The sequence below is a fragment of the Streptomyces sp. CA-243310 genome (assembly GCF_050936775.1).
GTDB lineage: Bacteria > Actinomycetota > Actinomycetes > Streptomycetales > Streptomycetaceae > Streptomyces.
This window is the reverse complement of the sequence record NZ_JBNJMF010000002.1, coordinates 1,580,576-1,596,365: the sequence shown is the minus strand read 5'-3', so window position 1 is coordinate 1,596,365 and position 15,790 is coordinate 1,580,576. Positions and strand designations below refer to the sequence as shown.

The 15,790-nt window shown below is 72.2% G+C and carries 16 protein-coding genes; 8 read left to right on the top strand and 8 right to left on the bottom strand.

Annotated elements, in window-relative coordinates:
- Positions 1-12 precede the first annotated feature (12 nt).
- From ACQEVM_RS24820 to ACQEVM_RS24790, 7 genes are all read right to left on the bottom strand, one after another.
- Positions 13-1,248, bottom strand: coding sequence for an acyl-CoA dehydrogenase family protein (locus ACQEVM_RS24820; protein ID WP_433082530.1), 1,236 nt, complete (start codon positions 1,246-1,248; stop codon positions 13-15).
- Between the two features lie 10 nt (positions 1,249-1,258).
- On the bottom strand, positions 1,259-2,302 hold the full coding sequence (locus tag ACQEVM_RS24815) for a phosphotransferase family protein (protein WP_433082528.1): 1,044 nt from the start codon (positions 2,300-2,302) through the stop codon (positions 1,259-1,261).
- A gap of 159 nt (positions 2,303-2,461) precedes the next feature.
- A complete protein-coding gene (locus tag ACQEVM_RS24810; protein ID WP_433082526.1) occupies positions 2,462-3,373 on the bottom strand; it encodes an MBL fold metallo-hydrolase in 912 nt (303 codons plus the stop codon).
- 186 nt (positions 3,374-3,559) lie between these two features.
- The gene (locus tag ACQEVM_RS24805; protein ID WP_433082524.1) at positions 3,560-3,856 is read right to left on the bottom strand and encodes a hypothetical protein; all 297 of its coding nucleotides are present in this window, start codon (positions 3,854-3,856) and stop codon (positions 3,560-3,562) included.
- A 145-nt stretch (positions 3,857-4,001) separates the two neighbouring features.
- Entirely contained in the window at positions 4,002-4,331 is a 330-nt protein-coding gene (locus ACQEVM_RS24800) for a DUF202 domain-containing protein (RefSeq protein ID WP_433082522.1), read from the bottom strand.
- Entirely contained in the window at positions 4,328-4,726 is a 399-nt protein-coding gene (locus tag ACQEVM_RS24795) for a YidH family protein (RefSeq protein WP_433082520.1), read from the bottom strand. Before ACQEVM_RS24795 ends, ACQEVM_RS24800 begins: the two co-directional genes overlap by 4 nt.
- Positions 4,727-4,735: 9 nt before the next feature.
- Complete coding sequence (locus tag ACQEVM_RS24790; RefSeq protein WP_433082518.1) at positions 4,736-5,257, bottom strand: NUDIX hydrolase; 522 nt, start codon at positions 5,255-5,257, stop codon at positions 4,736-4,738.
- A gap of 84 nt (positions 5,258-5,341) precedes the next feature.
- On the opposite strand from ACQEVM_RS24790, the gene ACQEVM_RS24785 reads away from it, so the two are divergent.
- Positions 5,342-6,997 carry an FAD-binding dehydrogenase gene (locus ACQEVM_RS24785; protein ID WP_433082516.1) on the top strand — a complete coding sequence of 552 codons (1,656 nt, stop codon included), beginning with the start codon at positions 5,342-5,344 and terminating at the stop codon, positions 6,995-6,997.
- A 123-nt stretch (positions 6,998-7,120) separates the two neighbouring features.
- Here the strand turns inward: ACQEVM_RS24785 and ACQEVM_RS24780 are convergent, their stop codons facing one another.
- A complete protein-coding gene (locus tag ACQEVM_RS24780; protein WP_433082514.1) occupies positions 7,121-7,552 on the bottom strand; it encodes an ASCH domain-containing protein in 432 nt (143 codons plus the stop codon).
- A 209-nt stretch (positions 7,553-7,761) separates the two neighbouring features.
- Between ACQEVM_RS24780 and ACQEVM_RS24775 the strand changes: the two genes are divergently transcribed.
- The 7 genes from ACQEVM_RS24775 (at position 7,762) to ACQEVM_RS24745 (ending at position 15,462) form a co-directional block, all read left to right on the top strand.
- A complete protein-coding gene (locus ACQEVM_RS24775; RefSeq protein ID WP_433082512.1) occupies positions 7,762-8,700 on the top strand; it encodes a hypothetical protein in 939 nt (312 codons plus the stop codon).
- Positions 8,701-8,738: 38 nt separating this feature from the next.
- Positions 8,739-10,283 carry an APC family permease gene (locus tag ACQEVM_RS24770; protein WP_433082510.1) on the top strand — a complete coding sequence of 515 codons (1,545 nt, stop codon included), beginning with the start codon at positions 8,739-8,741 and terminating at the stop codon, positions 10,281-10,283.
- A 217-nt stretch (positions 10,284-10,500) separates the two neighbouring features.
- Positions 10,501-11,940: an amino acid permease gene (locus ACQEVM_RS24765; protein ID WP_433082508.1), complete on the top strand. Its 1,440-nt coding sequence runs from the start codon at positions 10,501-10,503 to the stop codon at positions 11,938-11,940.
- A 149-nt stretch (positions 11,941-12,089) separates the two neighbouring features.
- Positions 12,090-12,830: a FadR/GntR family transcriptional regulator gene (locus tag ACQEVM_RS24760; RefSeq protein WP_433082506.1), complete on the top strand. Its 741-nt coding sequence runs from the start codon at positions 12,090-12,092 to the stop codon at positions 12,828-12,830.
- Positions 12,823-14,091, top strand: coding sequence for a CynX/NimT family MFS transporter (locus ACQEVM_RS24755; protein WP_433082504.1), 1,269 nt, complete (start codon positions 12,823-12,825; stop codon positions 14,089-14,091). Before ACQEVM_RS24760 ends, ACQEVM_RS24755 begins: the two co-directional genes overlap by 8 nt.
- 48 nt (positions 14,092-14,139) lie before the next feature.
- Positions 14,140-14,388, top strand: coding sequence for a hypothetical protein (locus ACQEVM_RS24750; protein WP_433082502.1), 249 nt, complete (start codon positions 14,140-14,142; stop codon positions 14,386-14,388).
- Positions 14,389-14,508: 120 nt separating this feature from the next.
- The gene (locus ACQEVM_RS24745; RefSeq protein WP_433082500.1) at positions 14,509-15,462 is read left to right on the top strand and encodes an IS481 family transposase; all 954 of its coding nucleotides are present in this window, start codon (positions 14,509-14,511) and stop codon (positions 15,460-15,462) included.
- Positions 15,463-15,790: the final 328 nt, after the last annotated feature.

Here is a 15,790-nt window from a genome sequence, read left to right as displayed (position 1 = left end):
CGCACGAACACGTCACGTTCGCTCCCGCCCCGCGTGCTTCCTCAACTCCCGGTGTGCCAGGGAGCGCTGATGGACCTCGTCCGGACCGTCCGCCAACCGCAGCGTCCGTGCCGCCGCCCACAACTCGGCCAACGGGAAGTCCTGGCTGACCCCGCCCGCGCCGTGCAGTTGCACCGCCTGGTCGAGGATCCCCACGACCGCCCGCGGCGTCGCGATCTTGATCGCCTGGATCTCGGTGTGCGCGCCCCGGTTGCCGACCGTGTCCATCAGCCAGGCCGTCTTCAACACCAGCAGCCGCAACTGCTCGACGGTGACCCGGGCGTCCGCGATCCAGTTCTGCACGACACCCTGAGAGGCCAGCTCCCTGCCGAAGGCGGTGCGTCCGCTCGCGCGCTCGCACATCGACTCGATGGCCCGCTCCGCCATCCCGATGAGCCGCATGCAGTGGTGGATCCGCCCCGGACCGAGCCGGGCCTGGGCGATGGCGAAGCCCGAACCCTCCTCGCCGATCAGGTTCGCGGCCGGGACCCGCGCCCCGTGGAACACCACCTCGGCGTGACCGCCGTGGTCGTGGTCGGCGTATCCGTACACCGTCATCGCGCGGCGGACCTCCACGCCCGGGGTGTCGCGCGGGACCAGGATCATCGACTGCTGGCGGCGGGGGTCGGCGCCGTCGGGGTCGGTCTTGCCCATGACGATGAAGATCTTGCAGTCCGGGTTCATCGCGCCGGAGATGTACCACTTGCGGCCCGTGACCACGTACTCGTCGCCGCCGGCGGAACACTCGATGCGGGTCTCGATGTTCGTGGCGTCGGAGGAGGCCACGTCGGGCTCCGTCATGGCGAACGCCGAACGGATCTCGCCCTCCAACAGTGGCTCCAGCCACCGCTTGCGCTGCTCCTCGTCGGCGAACTGGGCGAGCAGTTCCATGTTCCCGGTGTCCGGGGCGGCGCAGTTCGTCGCCATCGGCGCCAGGTGCGGGCTGCGGCCGGTGATCTCGGCGAGCGGGGCGTACTGGAGGTTGGTCAGTCCGGCGCCGTACCGCTCGCCGGGGAAGAAGAGGTTCCACAGGCCTTGGCGACGCGCCTCGGCCTTCAGTTCACCGAAGACGGCCGGGGTGTCCCAGGGCGAGGCCAGCCGTGTGCGCTGCTCGGCGGCGACGGCCTCCGCCGGGTACACGTACTCCTCCATGAACGCGTGCAGCCGTTGGCGGAGTTCCTCGGTCCGGGAGTCGAATGCGAAGTCCATGCGGGGTTCCTCAGCCTTCCTGGAGGGTGTGCCGACCGTGTTCGATGAAGACCGGGACCAGCTCGCCGATCCGGTCGAAGCCCGCTCCGACGGTCTGGCCGAGCGTGAAGCGGTAGTGGATGCCTTCGAGGATCACCGCGAGCTTGAACCAGGCGAAAGCGGTGTACCAGGAGATCGCGGAGGTGTCCCGACCCGAGCGGGCGGCGTACCGCTCGATCAGTTCCGCGGGGGAGGGGTGGCCTGGTGCCCCGCTGGTCGTGCTGACGGGGGAGGCGGTCAGGCCCAGGTCCGAGCTGTACATCACCAGCAGCCCGAGGTCGGTCAGCGGATCGCCGAGCGTGGACATCTCCCAGTCCAGCACCGCCCGGATCGTGTCGTCCGGTCCGCCGATCAGGACGTTGTCGAGCCGGAAGTCTCCGTGCACCACGGTGGGGGCGGGGGAGTCGGGCAGGGACCGGCCGAGCGCGCCGTGCAGGTCGTCGATCCCGGCGAGTTCCCGGCCGCGGGAGGCCGCGAGTTGTTTGCCCCACCGGCGCAACTGCCGGTCCAGGAAGCCCTCGGGGCGGCCGAAGTCGCCCAGCCCCACGGCGTCCGGGTCCACGGCGTGCAGGTCGACCAGGGTGTCCACCAGGCCGAGCACGGCCCGTCGGGTGCGGTCGGGTCCGAGGGCGGACAACTGCTCGGCCGTCCGGTACGGGACCCCGTCCACGTGCTCCATCACGTAGAACGGCGCACCCAGCACCGACTCGTCCTCGCACAGCAGCACCGGCTCGGGCACCGGCACGGCCGTGCCGTGCAGGGCCGCGATCACGCGGTACTCGCGCCGCATGTCGTGGGCGGTCGCCAGCACGTGGCCGAGCGGCGGCCGGCGCACCACCCAGCGGGCGGACCCGTCGGTGACCGCGTACGTGAGGTTCGAGCGGCCTCCCTCGATGAGGCGGCCGGTGAGCGGCCCGGCCGCGAGGCCGGGGAGCGCGGCGTCGAGATGGCCGCGCAGCCGCTCCGTATCGAGGCCCGGCGGGCCGGTCGGGGTCGGTTCTGGCGCTGGGGTCATGGTGCGCACCTCCGTACGGGATGGACGGTGACGGAACGGACGAGAGTCATCATGCCGACCAGTCGGTATGCCGTCCAGAGGGTACGCCGAAACAAGCCCCGACACGCCGGGGCGCGTCGGGGCCGGGGTGAGTCGCGTCGGGGCGGCCGACCGCTCGGATCAGGCGTGGCAGAGGATCGGGGTGCCGCCGTTCATCACCGTCATGTCCCGGAGCACGGCCACGATGTCCAGCGGGGCGCCCTCCGGCTCCCCGGACAGTTCCGCGTACGCCCGGTGCAGGTTCGCCACCAGCCGCTCGCTCTCCCGCCAGGCCGCGAACTCGCCCAGGTCGGCCCCGAGCGCCGTCTCCAGCGGGGTCAGCCCCTTCGCCCTTCCCTCCAGCGCGAGTTCGGCGACGTGACGCAGGTACCGTTCGGTGGCCTCGTACGCGGAGGGATCGGTCAACGGCCCGTGACCCGGGACGACGGTCTCCGCGTCGAGGGAGCGCAGCAGTTCCATGGCCCGCAACGAGCCGGAGAGCGAGCCCATCGCGAGGAACGGCGTGCCGCCCGAGAAGACCAGGTCACCGGTGAACACCACCCGCTGTCCGGGCAGCCACACGAGCGAGTCCCCGGTGGTGTGGGCGACGCCCGGGTGGATGACCCGCACCTCGATGTCGCCCACGTGCAGGGTCGTCCGGTCGTTGTACGTGAGATCGGGAGGGATGATCTCCACTGCGCCGAAGTCCGTCGCGGGCCAGATCATCTCCAGCTGGTGTCCGGCGGCGAGCTGCTCGGCCCGCGCGTTGTCGTGCCCGAGGATCAGCGCCTCCGGGGCGAAGACCCCGTTGCCGTAGGTGTGGTCGCCGTGGTGGTGGGTGTTCACGACCGTGCGCGGCATCGCCACCCCGGTCGCGGCGACGGCCTCCCGCAGGGCCAGGGCCCGGCGTCGGGTGGCGGCGGTGTCGACGAGGAGGGTCCGTCCGCCGTCGCTCACGAAGCCGGCGTTGTTCAGGCACCAGCCTCCGTCCGGTTGGACGTAGGCGTGGACGCCGGCGGCGGGCTGGACGAGGTACGGCTCTTCGGCGGTCATCTGGGTGCTCCCCGGGTCGCGTTGACGGGCGCTGGGCATCCTGCCGGCCGCGGTGGCGCGCGGGGAGGGCGGGGCGGGGGAGACGGGCCGGCAACGGACCCCGCCCCCGACCGGTACTCGGGTCGGGGGCGGGCGGGCCGGCCGGCAGGGCGGGCCGAGGCGGGCGGGGGAGCGGAGCGCGTCGGGTCAGTGGTCGTCGTAGTGGCCGTCGTGCTCGGCGTGCCGGTGCCCGTCGTGCAGGTAGTCGACGTGGTTGCCGTGCCGGACGCTCTGGTGTCCGCAGTCCGCGCCGTGCGCGTGCGGGTGCGCCTCGTGGGTGTTGTGCTCGTCCGTCTCGCACTCGTCCCAGTGGCCGGAGTGCTCCCGGTGCAGGTGGCCGTCGTGCGCGTAGTCGACGTGATCGCCGTGCTCGACCTCGGCGTGACCGCAGCCGGGGCCGTGCGCGTGCTTGTGCGTGGGGTGCTCGTGGTGCAGGGTCGTCATGGAGCCGAGGCTAGTGCGGATCATCCGGGATCACCCCTTTTGTCCCGCTCGTGTCCCTGGCGTGTCCGAGCAGGAGCGCACCGAGCCGAGCAGGAGCGCACCGAGCCGATCGGAAGCGCGCCGAGCCGATCAGCCCGTCGTCGGATCAGAGGATCACCGCGACTGCGAAGGCCGCCAGGGCCAACGTGCACAGCGTCGCCCCCGCCGCCGCGCGCGGCGCCAACCGCGGCGGACGGTGCGCCGCCAGCGCGCGGATCCGCCGGTGCGCCACCCCCAGGAACGCCAGCCACAACAGCACGATCACCGCCGCCCCGGCCACCTCCACCGGGGATCCGGATCCGCGCAGTGCCTGGCGCAGCGCCAGGACCGCCGTCACCGAGCACGCCAGCGTCGTGCGCCGCCACGCGAGCCGGGTCCGCTCCGGCTGGAGTCCGGCGTCGCGGCCCTCGGCCGCGCTCGGACCCGGTCCGCTCACCGCGGGGCCGTCCAGCCCAGCAGGACGACCGCCATCATCACCACGGCCACCAGGCCGACCCCCAGGCTGAGCACGACCGGGAACCGCGACAGCGGCAGGTCCTCGCCCCGCCGCATCGCCCGCTCGCACCGCGTCCAGTGGTTCACCGCCCGCAGGGCGCAGGCCGCGCCCACCGCCAGGAGGGCGAGGGCCATCCCGACCCGTACGCCCCACCGCAGGTCCGGCAGGAACTGGTCCACCGCGAATCCGCCGCCGACCAGTGCCAGCGCGGTGCGGATCCATGCCAGGAAGGTCCGCTCGTTGGCGAGTGAGAACCGGTAGTCGGGGGTCTCGCCCTCGTCCCCCAGCCTTTCGGGTGCGAACCAGAGGCGCACGTCCTTGACGAAGTCGATCACCTGATCAATCTACTGGTGGGACTCCCGGTGCGCGCGCAGCCGCCGGTACGCCTCCAGTCCGTCGGGCACCCACGACCACCCGCCGTCCGCCACCCGCTCCGCCAGTTCCTCCTCGGACAGCCAGGTGTGCCAGGCCACCTCCGACTCCTGCGGTCGCACCGGCGCCTCGCACCGCACCTCGTGCACGTACGACCACCAGGCCCCGCCCGGACCCTCGTACAGGAACTTGAACAGCGGCGTCGGCTGTGCCAACGAGGTCACCCCCAACTCCTCCCCGGCCTCGCGCAGCGCCGCGCGCGGATAGCTCTCCCCGGTGCCCAGCACCCCGCCCACGAACATGTCGTGGTGTGCGGGGAACACCAGCTTCGAGTCGGTCCGACGGTGCACGAAGATCCGCCCCCGCGCATCTCTGACCTGCACGAACACACACCGGTGGAGGAGCCCTCGGGCGTACACCTCCCCGCGCGGGGCGCTGCCCGTCACCCGGTCGTCCCGGTCCACCACGTCCAGTACTTCATCGGAGGCACTCACGGTTTCGTCCCCTCTTCGCTGTTGACTGGTTACCGCTCCGTAGCAAAGGATCTGCCCCACCACCGACCGGAGGACGGGCAGCGCATGACGTACGACGCAGACGTGATCGTGATCGGAGCGGGGCTCGCGGGCCTCGTCGCCACCGCCGAGCTCGTCGACGCGGGCCGCAAGGTCATCCTGCTGGACCAGGAGCCGGAGCAGTCCATCGGGGGCCAGGCGCACTGGTCCTTCGGCGGCCTCTTCTTCGTCGACTCGCCCGAGCAGCGCCGCATGCGGATCAAGGACCACCACGACCTCGCCCTCCAGGACTGGTACGGCACGGCCGGCTTCGACCGGGAGGACGACGCCTGGCCGCGCCGCTGGGCCGAGGCCTACGTCGACTTCGCGGCCGGCGAGAAGCGGCCCTGGCTGCACGCCCAGGGGGTCCGCTTCTTCCCCGTCGTCGGCTGGGCGGAACGCGGCGGCTACGACGCCAACGGCCACGGCAACTCCGTCCCCCGCTTCCACATCACCTGGGGCACCGGCCCCGGCCTGGTCGAGCCCTTCGAGCGACGGGTCCGCGCCGGCGTCGCCCGCGGCCTGGTCCGGTTGGCGTTCCGCCACAAGGTCACCGGGCTCTCCCGCACCGGCGGCGTCCTGGACACCGTCACGGGGGAGATCCTGGAGCCCTCCGACGCCGTACGGGGCGCCGCGAGCGGCCGCGAGAGCGTCGGCGCGTTCTCCCTGCGGGCCCAGGCGGTCATCGTCACCAGCGGCGGGATCGGAGGCAACCACGACCTCGTGCGCAAGCAGTGGCCGGCCCGCCTCGGCACCCCTCCCGAGCGGCTGCTGTCCGGGGTGCCGGCCCACGTGGACGGTCTGATGCTCGGCATCGTCGAGGACGCGGGCGCCCGCCACATCAACAAGGACCGGATGTGGCACTACACCGAGGGCATCGGGAACTGGGACCCCATCTGGAACAAGCACGGCATCCGCATCCTGCCCGGACCGTCCTCGCTGTGGCTGGACGCGACGGGCAGGCGGCTGCCCGTACCGCTCTTCCCGGGCTTCGACACGCTCGGCACCCTCGACCACATCATGAGGACGGGGCACGACCACACCTGGTTCGTCCTCAACCAGCGGATCATCGGCAAGGAGTTCGGCCTCTCCGGCTCCGAACAGAACCCCGACCTGACCGGCAAGTCCATCCGTCAGGTCATCGACCGCGCCCGACAGGCCGTGCCCGGCCCGGTCAAGGCCTTCATGGACAAGGGTGCCGACTTCGTGGTCGAGCGCGACCTGGCCGCCCTGGTGCGCGGCATGAACGCCGTGACCGGCGAGGACCTGCTCGACGAGGCGACCGTGCGCCGCGAGGTCGTGGCCCGGGACCGCGAGATCCTCAACCCGTTCACCAAGGACCTCCAGGTGATGTCCCTCCACGGAGCGCGCAGGTATCTCGGCGACAAGCTGATCCGCACCGCGGCCCCGCATCGGATCCTGGACCCCAAGGCGGGCCCGCTGGTCGCCGTGCGACTCTCCATCCTGACCCGCAAGTCCCTCGGAGGCCTGGAGACCGACCTCTCCTCCCGTGTCCTGGGCGCCTCCGGCGATCCGCTCCCCGGCGTGTACGCGGCGGGCGAGGCCGCCGGGTTCGGTGGCGGCGGGGTGCACGGCTACCGCGCCCTGGAGGGCACCTTCCTCGGCGGCTGCATCTTCTCCGGCCGCGCGGCGGGCCGCGCGGCCGCCGCGGCGGTGAGCTGACCGGGGCGACGGGGCACACCGTCGGGCGGGCCGACCGGCCGACCCGCCCGACGGCCCCGGGGCGATAGGAACCCCCGACGGCCCCGGGGCGGCAGGGACCCGGGAAGGCGTGGAGGCGCAGCCCTAGGCCGTCGGCAACAACTCCAGCACCCGGAAACGCTCCAGCACCACCCGGGTGTCGTCGTCCACCGTGAACCCCGGGTCGCCGATCGCCTCCCGGATCGGCGCGCCGTGCCAGAACCGCTCGTGCGAGGAACGCCATTCGGCCACCGACGCGTACCCCTCGCCCTCGTCCAGCGCGTGTCCCAGGTCCACCTCGGCGAGCGCCACCACCCGCACCTCGGTCACCTCCACCAGCGCGACCGGGCGCTCCAGCGAATCCACCAACACCGAGCGGTCACCCGGCGCCGGCAAGGGTTCCCCTTCGGCCTCGTACTGGGGCAGCAGCCCGGTGGTCGTGGTCTTCGCCCCGCTGAGGACCGCGGCCACCAGGCTGTCCCGCAGCGGCCCCGGGAAACCCAGGAGGCAGGGAGGGAGATCGTCGTACGTCGTCATGCGTCCCACCCTATGCGCGGCACCCTCGACCCCGAACCGGGACCGACCCTTCAACTCCAGCCACCGTCAAACCAGTTGAAACCCGCCACCCGCCGGCCCGGACCTTGACGCGGAGCTGTGCGTACCGCTTTGCTGTGCGTGATCATCCGGCAACACACCGGTTCGATCCCCCCACCCACCCGCTCCCGTGTCCTGGAGGGAACCCGCGGATGTCCCCTCCGCCACCCCTCGGCCGCGCCCGCAAACGGGACGCCCAACTCTTCGACCCCGCCCTCTGTGACACGGAACTCGTCGAAGTCCGCGGCCAGTTCGGCCAGGGCCGGTGGGCCAAGGTGCGCACCCTCCTCGTCGACACCGCCGACGACTGGGACCGCCGGGGCCACCGCGTCGTCGTCCTCGCCGAGACGCCGACGGCCACCGCCTGGGCCCGCGAATGGCTGCTCGCCGAACCCGACAGCGCGGACGCGGCCACGCTCCTCGCCTGCGCCACCGTCTTCACCGCCCTGCGCCACAAAGGGACACCCGAGGCGGCGGAGGAGGCCTGCCGACGCGCGGCCTCACTGCTCCCCGCCGACCCGACCCCCTGGCTCGGGCTGCTCCTGCTCACCCGGGCCTTCGGCACCGACGAGGAGTTCAGCCGCCACTTCGACCAGGTCCGGGCCCGCCACCTGGAGCACCACCACGCCCACCACCTGATGGTCGCCAAGCTCGCCGAGCGCACGCCCGGCGGCGGCTCCGACCCGCTCCACGAGGTGTACGACTTCGCCGCCTGGGCGGCCGAGGAGTCCCCGGCCGACTCCCCGCTCGCCGTGCTCCCCGTCATCGCCCACGCGGAGCGCTACCGGGTGCTCGCCGCCCACGGCGGACCCGACGGGGCCGTCACCCACTGGTCCGGCCGCCGCGCCCGCCAGGTCCTGCGCTCCGCCTTCGACTGGTGGCTCGAATGGGAGCGGGACGACCACCCCCGCAATCGGGTGGACCTCAACTTCCTCGCCCACGCCAAGCTCTCCGAGGGGCGCTCCGCCGAGGCCGCCGCCCTCTTCCACCGGATCGGCCGCCACGCGACCCCCGCGCCCTGGTCGTATCCGGACCTCGATCCGCACAAGGCGTTCCTCGCCGCGCGCAGTGCGGCGCTGGGCACCGCTTAGCAGCACGACCCCAGTCCCCTCCCCGAAAGGACGCCGCCATGGCGACGGGCAGATCCGCCACGCTCACCGACCCCGCCGAGATACGCACGTACAAGGGCCAGGACCGGGCCCTGCGCGCCGGCCGCCTCGGCACCGCCGGCCTGCTGCTCTCCGTACTCGCCGCCAGCGCCCCCCTGATGGTGGTCGCCGGCGTCATGCCCACGATCTTCGGCGTCATGGGCATCGTCGGCCAGCCGCTGCTGTTCGTCGTGCTCGGCGCGGTCCTCGCGCTGTTCAGCATCGGCTACGCCGAGATGAGCCGGCACGTCCACAACGCCGGCGCCTTCTACGCCTACATCGCGCGCGGCCTCGGCCCCACCGCCGGCGCCTCCGCCTCCTTCGTCGCCCTCATCGCCTACAGCGCCATGCAGGTCGGCGTCTTCGGCATCCTCGGCTTCGAGATCTCCGGCCTCTTCGCCACCTACCTCGACATCGAACTCGCCTGGTGGATACCGGCCCTGATCGCGGTCGCGGCCACCGGCGCGCTCGGCTGGCTCAAGATCGACCTCAACGCCAAGGTGCTCGGCGTCCTGCTCCTCATCGAATGCGCGCTCGTCGTCGTCTTCGACGTCGCCGCCCTCGGCAAGCCCGGCCCCGAAGGCCTCTCGCTGCACGCCTTCGACCCCGAGACCCTCACGGGCGCCGGCCTCGGCACCGCCCTCTGCTTCTGCATCGCCGCCTTCGTCGGCTTCGAGCAGTCCCCGGTCTACGCCGAGGAGACCAGCAAGCCGCACATCGTCGTCTCCCGGGTGATGTTCCTCGCCGTCGGGTTCGTCGCGCTGTTCTTCGCGTTCAGCGCCTGGGCGCTCACCGTCGCCACCGGTCCCGCCGGCGTCGTCAGGACCGCCGCCGACGCCGGCCCCGGCCTGCTCTTCGAGCTCACCGAGAGCCGCCTGGGCGCCGGCTTCACCGACGTCCTGCACGTCCTCTTCGTCACCGGGATGTTCGCGGCGATGCTCAGCTTCCACAACGTGGTCGCCCGCTACGCCTTCGCCATGGGCCGCGAGGGCCTCCTTCCGGCCGCCTTCGGCCGTACCAACGCCGGCACCGGCGCCCCCGGCACCGGCTCGCTGCTGCAGACCGCCATCGCCGCGGTCGTGGTCATCGCCTTCGCCGTCACCGACGACGGACCGGCCGGCGACCCCACGGCCCCCGTGCTGCACCTGTTCACCTGGATGGGCAGCGTGGGCGCCCTCGGTGTGACGCTCCTCATGGCCACGGCCTCCTTCGCCGTGATCGCCTTCTTCGTCCGCCGCGGCACCGCAGGCGCCCAGGTCTGGCGGCTCGTGGCTGCCGGCGCGGCCGGTCTGGCGCTCCTGTTCATCGCCGTCTACACCGTCAAGGACTTCGGTGTCCTCGTCGGCGCCGAGGACGGTTCGGTGCTCAACTGGGCGCTGCCCGGCATCATCGGACTGGCCGCCGCGGGCGGCCTCGTGCACGGGCTGGCGCTCAGGTCCCGCCGCCCCGACGCGCACGCCCGGATCGGTCTCGGCAACGAGGCGTTCCGGCTCGACCAGGCTGCGGACCCCACCCCCGGGGACTGATCTCACCGCCACGCATTCGAGCTCCAAAGGAGCCCCCGACACCCCTTTCCAAGGTCGTCGGGGGCTTCTGCGCACATGGACCGGGTTTTGGCGGGTAGCGGAGCCTCATGGTCTCCTGGGGCGACCACACACGGACCGCGGCGCCGGCGACACCACAGAACGTCCCCGCGCGGCGGTTCTGACCTGCCTGTCCCACCCACGAAGGCGAAGTCAGTACATGAGTGACCGCACCTTGGCCGAGGCTCCCGCCGCCGCGCCCTCCCCGCATGTCGACGCCGGTGACGAGGGCTACAGCAAGGACCTCAAGTCCCGCCACATCAACATGATCGCCATCGGCGGGGCGATAGGCACCGGCCTGTTCCTCGGTGCGGGTGGCCGGCTGGCCGGCGCCGGGCCCTCCCTGGCCATCGCCTACGCGGTGTGCGGCGTCTTCGCCTTCTTCGTGGTGCGCGCCCTCGGTGAGCTCGTCCTGTACCGCCCCTCCTCCGGTGCCTTCGTCTCGTACGCGCGCGAGTTCATGGGGGAGAAGGGCGCCTACACCGCGGGCTGGCTCTACTTCCTCAACTGGTCGACGACCACCGTCGCCGACATCACCGCCGCCGCGACCTACGCGCACTTCTGGGCGATGTTCACCGACGTCCCCCAGTGGGTCCTCGCCTTCGTCGCCCTCGCCGTCGTCCTCACCGCGAACCTGATCTCGGTGAAGTACTTCGGCGAGATGGAGTTCTGGTTCTCCCTGGTCAAGGTCGCCGCCCTGACGATCTTCCTGCTCGTCGGCATCTACCTCGTCGCCACCAGCCACGAGATCGACGGCCACACCCCCGGCCTGTCCTCCATCACCGACAACGGCGGCCTGTTCCCCGTCGGCATGCTCCCGATGCTCCTGGTGATCCAGGGCGTCGTCTTCGCGTACGCCTCCGTCGAGCTGTGCGGCGTCGCCGCCGGCGAGACCGAGAACCCCGAGAAGATCATGCCGAAGGCGATCAACTCCATCATGTGGCGCGTGGGCATCTTCTACGTCGGCTCGGTCGTCCTGCTCGCCCTGCTGCTCCCCTACACCTCGTACTCCGAGGGCCAGAGCCCCTTCGTCACGGTCTTCGACAAGCTCGGCATCCCGGGCGCCGCGGGCATCATGAACCTGGTCGTGCTGACCGCCGCCCTGTCCAGCCTGAACTCCGGCCTCTACTCCACCGGCCGGATCCTGCGCTCGATGGCGATGTCCGGCTCCGCACCCAAGTTCACCGGCGTCATGAACAAGGGCAAGGTCCCCTACGGCGGCGTCCTGTTCACCGCGGCCTTCGGCGTCGCGGGCGTCGGCCTGAACTACTTCATGCCCAAGGACGCCTTCGAGATCGTCCTGAACTTCGCCTCGCTCGGCATCCTGGGCACCTGGGCCATGGTCATGCTCTGCTCCCTGCACTTCTGGCGCCGCGCCCGGCAGGGACGCGTCGAGCGCCCCGCCTACCGACTGCCCTGGGCCCCGTACACCCAGATCGTCACCCTGGTCTTCCTCGTCACCGTCCTCGTCCTGATGTGGTCCGACGGCGGCGTGGGTCGCACCACGGTCATGTTCGTGCCCGTCATCGGCGCGGCCCTGGTCGGCGGCTGGTTCCTGGTCCGCCGCCGCGTGGCGGAGATCGCCGCCGCCCGCCGCTGACCCGCCCGACCCGCCCGCGCGGCCCCCCGCACCGGAGTTCCGACCCGGCGCGGGGGGCCCGCGCGCTTTCCGGGGGAGCGGCGGCGACTTGCTTCCTCAAACATGGGATGTTCCCATGTTCCAAGCGACGGAATCGAGAGGACCGGACCATGCCGCTGCGCAGCACCCCCCGCGCCACCCTCGTCGACCAGGTCATCACCCAACTGGAGACCCTGATCGCCGACGGCGAGTGGCCGGTCGGGACCCGGATCCCCGCCGAGCCCGTACTGATCGAACAGCTCGGCGTCGGCCGCAACACCGTCCGCGAGGCCGTTCGCGCCCTCGTCCACACCGGACTCCTCGAACCCCTGCGCGGCGACGGCACCTACGTCCGCGCCAGCAGCGACTTCGGAGCCGCAGTCCAGCGCCGCCTGCGCCGCTCCGGGGAACTGGAGGTCTACGAGGTCCGCTCCGCACTGGAGAGGGACGCCGTCCGCCACGCCGCGCTCCGCCGCACCCCCGAGGACGTCGCCGCCCTGCGCGAGGCCATGGCGGAGCGCACCCGGGGCTGGGAGAGCGGCGACACGGACGCCTTCGTCGACGCCGACCTCGCCTTCCACCGCGCCGTCGTCGCCGCCGCCCACAACAGCGTGCTGACCGACCTCTACGAACACTTCGCGAGCGCGCTGCGGGCCGGCGTCCACTCCGTCGTCAACGCCCCGGTCCCCGATTCCGTACGCCACCAGCTCGATGCGCACCAGGCGATCGCCGACGCCATCGAAGCCCGGGACCCCGACGCCGCGGAAGCGGCGGTCACCACCCACCTCGCCGAAGGCGTGGCCGCCCTGACCGGGCGCCGGCCGGACGCGCGGCCGCACACGCAGCACACTTCAGGAGCACCACGTGAGTAACAGCGCCGCCACCCGCGCCGGCCGACCCGCGATCCCCGCACCCCCACCGCCGCCCGTCCCCGTGCCCCCGCCGGGCACCGCGGGCCGCAGGGCCCTCCTCCTCGCCGCGGGGGTCGTCCTGCTGGCGCTCAACCTGCGCCCCGCACTGGTCGCCGTCTCACCCCTCGCCGACACCATCCGGGTGGACAGCGGGATGTCGGCCGCCTCGGTCAGCCTGCTCACCGCGCTCCCGTTGCTCTGCTTCGGCCTGCTCGCGCCCCTCGCCCCCCGGATCGGCCGCCTCCTCGGCACGGAACGAGCCCTCCTCGCCACCATGGCCCTGGTCTGCGCGGGCACGGCCCTGCGCATGCTCGACAGCGTGCTCGCCCTGTTCGCCGGGACGCTCGTCATCGGCGCGGGCATAGCCGTCGCCAACGTCCTGCTCCCCGGACTGATCAAGCGCGACTTCCCCACCCGCACCGGCCTGATGACCGGCCTGTACTCCATGTCCCTCTTCGGCGGCGCCGCCCTCGCCGCCGGCATCACCCTGCCCGTCCGCCAGGCCGGAGACATGAGCTGGCGGACCACCCTCGCCTGCTGGGGCGCGCTCGCCCTGGTCGCGCTCCTCGTCTGGCTCCCACAGACCCGGGCCCGCACCCGGACCGCGGCGGCCACCGCCCGCGCCGCGGCCCACCCGGTACGCGGCCTGTGGCGCTCCCCGCTCGCCTGGCAGGTCACCGCCTACATGGGGCTGCAGTCCCTCGGCTACTACGCGGCCGCCGCCTGGCTGCCCACCCTGCTCACGGACGCCGGGACGAGCCCCGCCAACGCCGGATGGATGCTCTCCTTCTCCTCGCTGCTCGGCATCGCGGGTTCCTTCCTCGCGCCGGTCGTCGCCGGCCGCAGGATCGGTACGGGAACCCTCGCCGTCCTCGGCGCCGTCCTGTGCGCCCTCGGCTTCACCGGGCTCCTCGTCGCCCCGATCGCCGGCGCGTACCTCTGGATGGTCCTGCTCGGCCTCGGCCAGGGCGTCGCGATCAGCCTCGCGCTCCTGTTCATCCTGCACCGCGCGCCCGACGCCCGGCACACGGCCCAGCTCTCCAGCATGGCCCAGTGCCTCGGCTACACCCTGGCCGCCACCGGTCCGGCCGTCCTCGGCGCGATCCACGACGCCTCCCACACCTGGACGCTCCCGCTGATCCTGCTCCTGGTCCTGCTGGTCCCGCAGATCGCCGCCGGTCTCGGCGCCTCCCGCCCCCTGCACGTGGCCGGCCGCCCCTGACCGGAACGCGGGCGACCGCGCCGGACACCACGGCGGTAGCGTGCTCCCATGACGCGATGGCTACCGGCGCCCCCTCCGCGGGACGAGCAACCCCCCTTGTCCGCGCTGGAGATCACGGAGACCGAGTGCCGCAGGTGCGGGACCTTGATCGCGGGGCTCAACGGTCGGTACGCCTGCCCGCTCTGCGGTTGGGTGAACGACCACGCGGACAGCGATGCCGCCCTGCCCACGGCCGAGGACGACTCGGACCACCCTGCCAAGCGCCGTCGAAGGACCCGGCGACCGCGCGGGGACTAGGTGTATTGCCCCGGGAGGTTGTGGATGGGTGATGCAGGTCTCGGCTGGGGCATCTTGAACGGGTGAGGGCCTTCCGGGTTCGGTGTGGATTGCGACGTCTACACCGACCGAAAGGCCCTCGTGTCCCACCGTAATGCACCCCTGACCGAGACCGGACGCCTGCGCCTTGCCCGCTGCGTCGTCGAGGACGGCTGGCCGCTACGCCGGGCGGCCGAACGCTTCCAGGTATCACCCACCACCGCCCAGCGGTGGGCCGCCCGCTACCGCCGACAGGGCGAGGCCGGGATGGCCGACCACTCCTCGCGCCCGCACCACAGCCCGAAGCGGACACCCACCCGCACGGAACGCCGGATCATCAAGATCCGTCTCCTGCGCCGGTGGGGACCCGCCCGCATCGCCCACCACCTGCGGCTGGTCCCCTCCACCGTCCACCGCGTCCTGACCCGCTACCGGATCGCCCGACTGACGCACCTGGACCGGACCACCGGCCGCGTCATACGCCGCTACGAACGCGAACGCCCGGGCGAACTGGTCCACGTCGACATCAAAAAGCTCGGCAACATCCCAGACGGCGGCGGCCACAAAGCCCTCGGCCGGCCGGTGGGCCGCAAGAACAGGTCCGGCGTCGGCTACCAGTACATCCACACCGCCGTCGATGACCACTCCCGCCTCGCCTACAGCGAGATCCACGCCGACGAGAAGAAGGAAACCGCCACCGCCTTCTGGCAGCGCGCCCAGGCCTACTACGCCGGCGCCGGGATCACCGTCGAGCGCGTGCTGACCGACAACGGTTCCTGCTACAAGTCCCACGCCTGGCGCGATGTGCTGGCAGCGGCCGGGATCACCCACAAGCGAACCCGGCCCTACCGGCCCCAGACCAACGGCAAGGTCGAACGACTGAACCGGACCCTGCTCGACGAGTGGGCCTACGCCCGCCCCTACCGCTCCGAGCAGGAACGACGCGACGCCTTCCCCCAGTGGCTACACACCTACAATCACCACCGCGGACACACCGCACTCGCAGGCAAACCACCCGCCAGCCGCGTCCCCAACCTCACAGGGCAATACAACTAGGTCGTCCCTTTCGGGCCCTGCCGTGGTCCACGTGATCCCGCGGCCGGGCCCGCGGCCGGGCCCGCGGCCGGCACCGTGGGCCCGACGCGCGGGCCGCCCTGGAGAATCTCCGGGCCCCTGGACACGTGGTCGGTCACGCCACGGCCCGAAAACGCAAAGAACCCCACACGAAGTGGGGTTCCTGCTGGTGTCCCAGAGGGGACTCAACTTGAACCCTGTTCTCGCCAGGTACGTCCGCGAACACGCAACTCAAGGCTAGAGCGGAGTCCGTGGCTGCGGCCACGGGATCGGCAACTACGGCCAGGGCCACGCGGCCCGGCCACGCCCC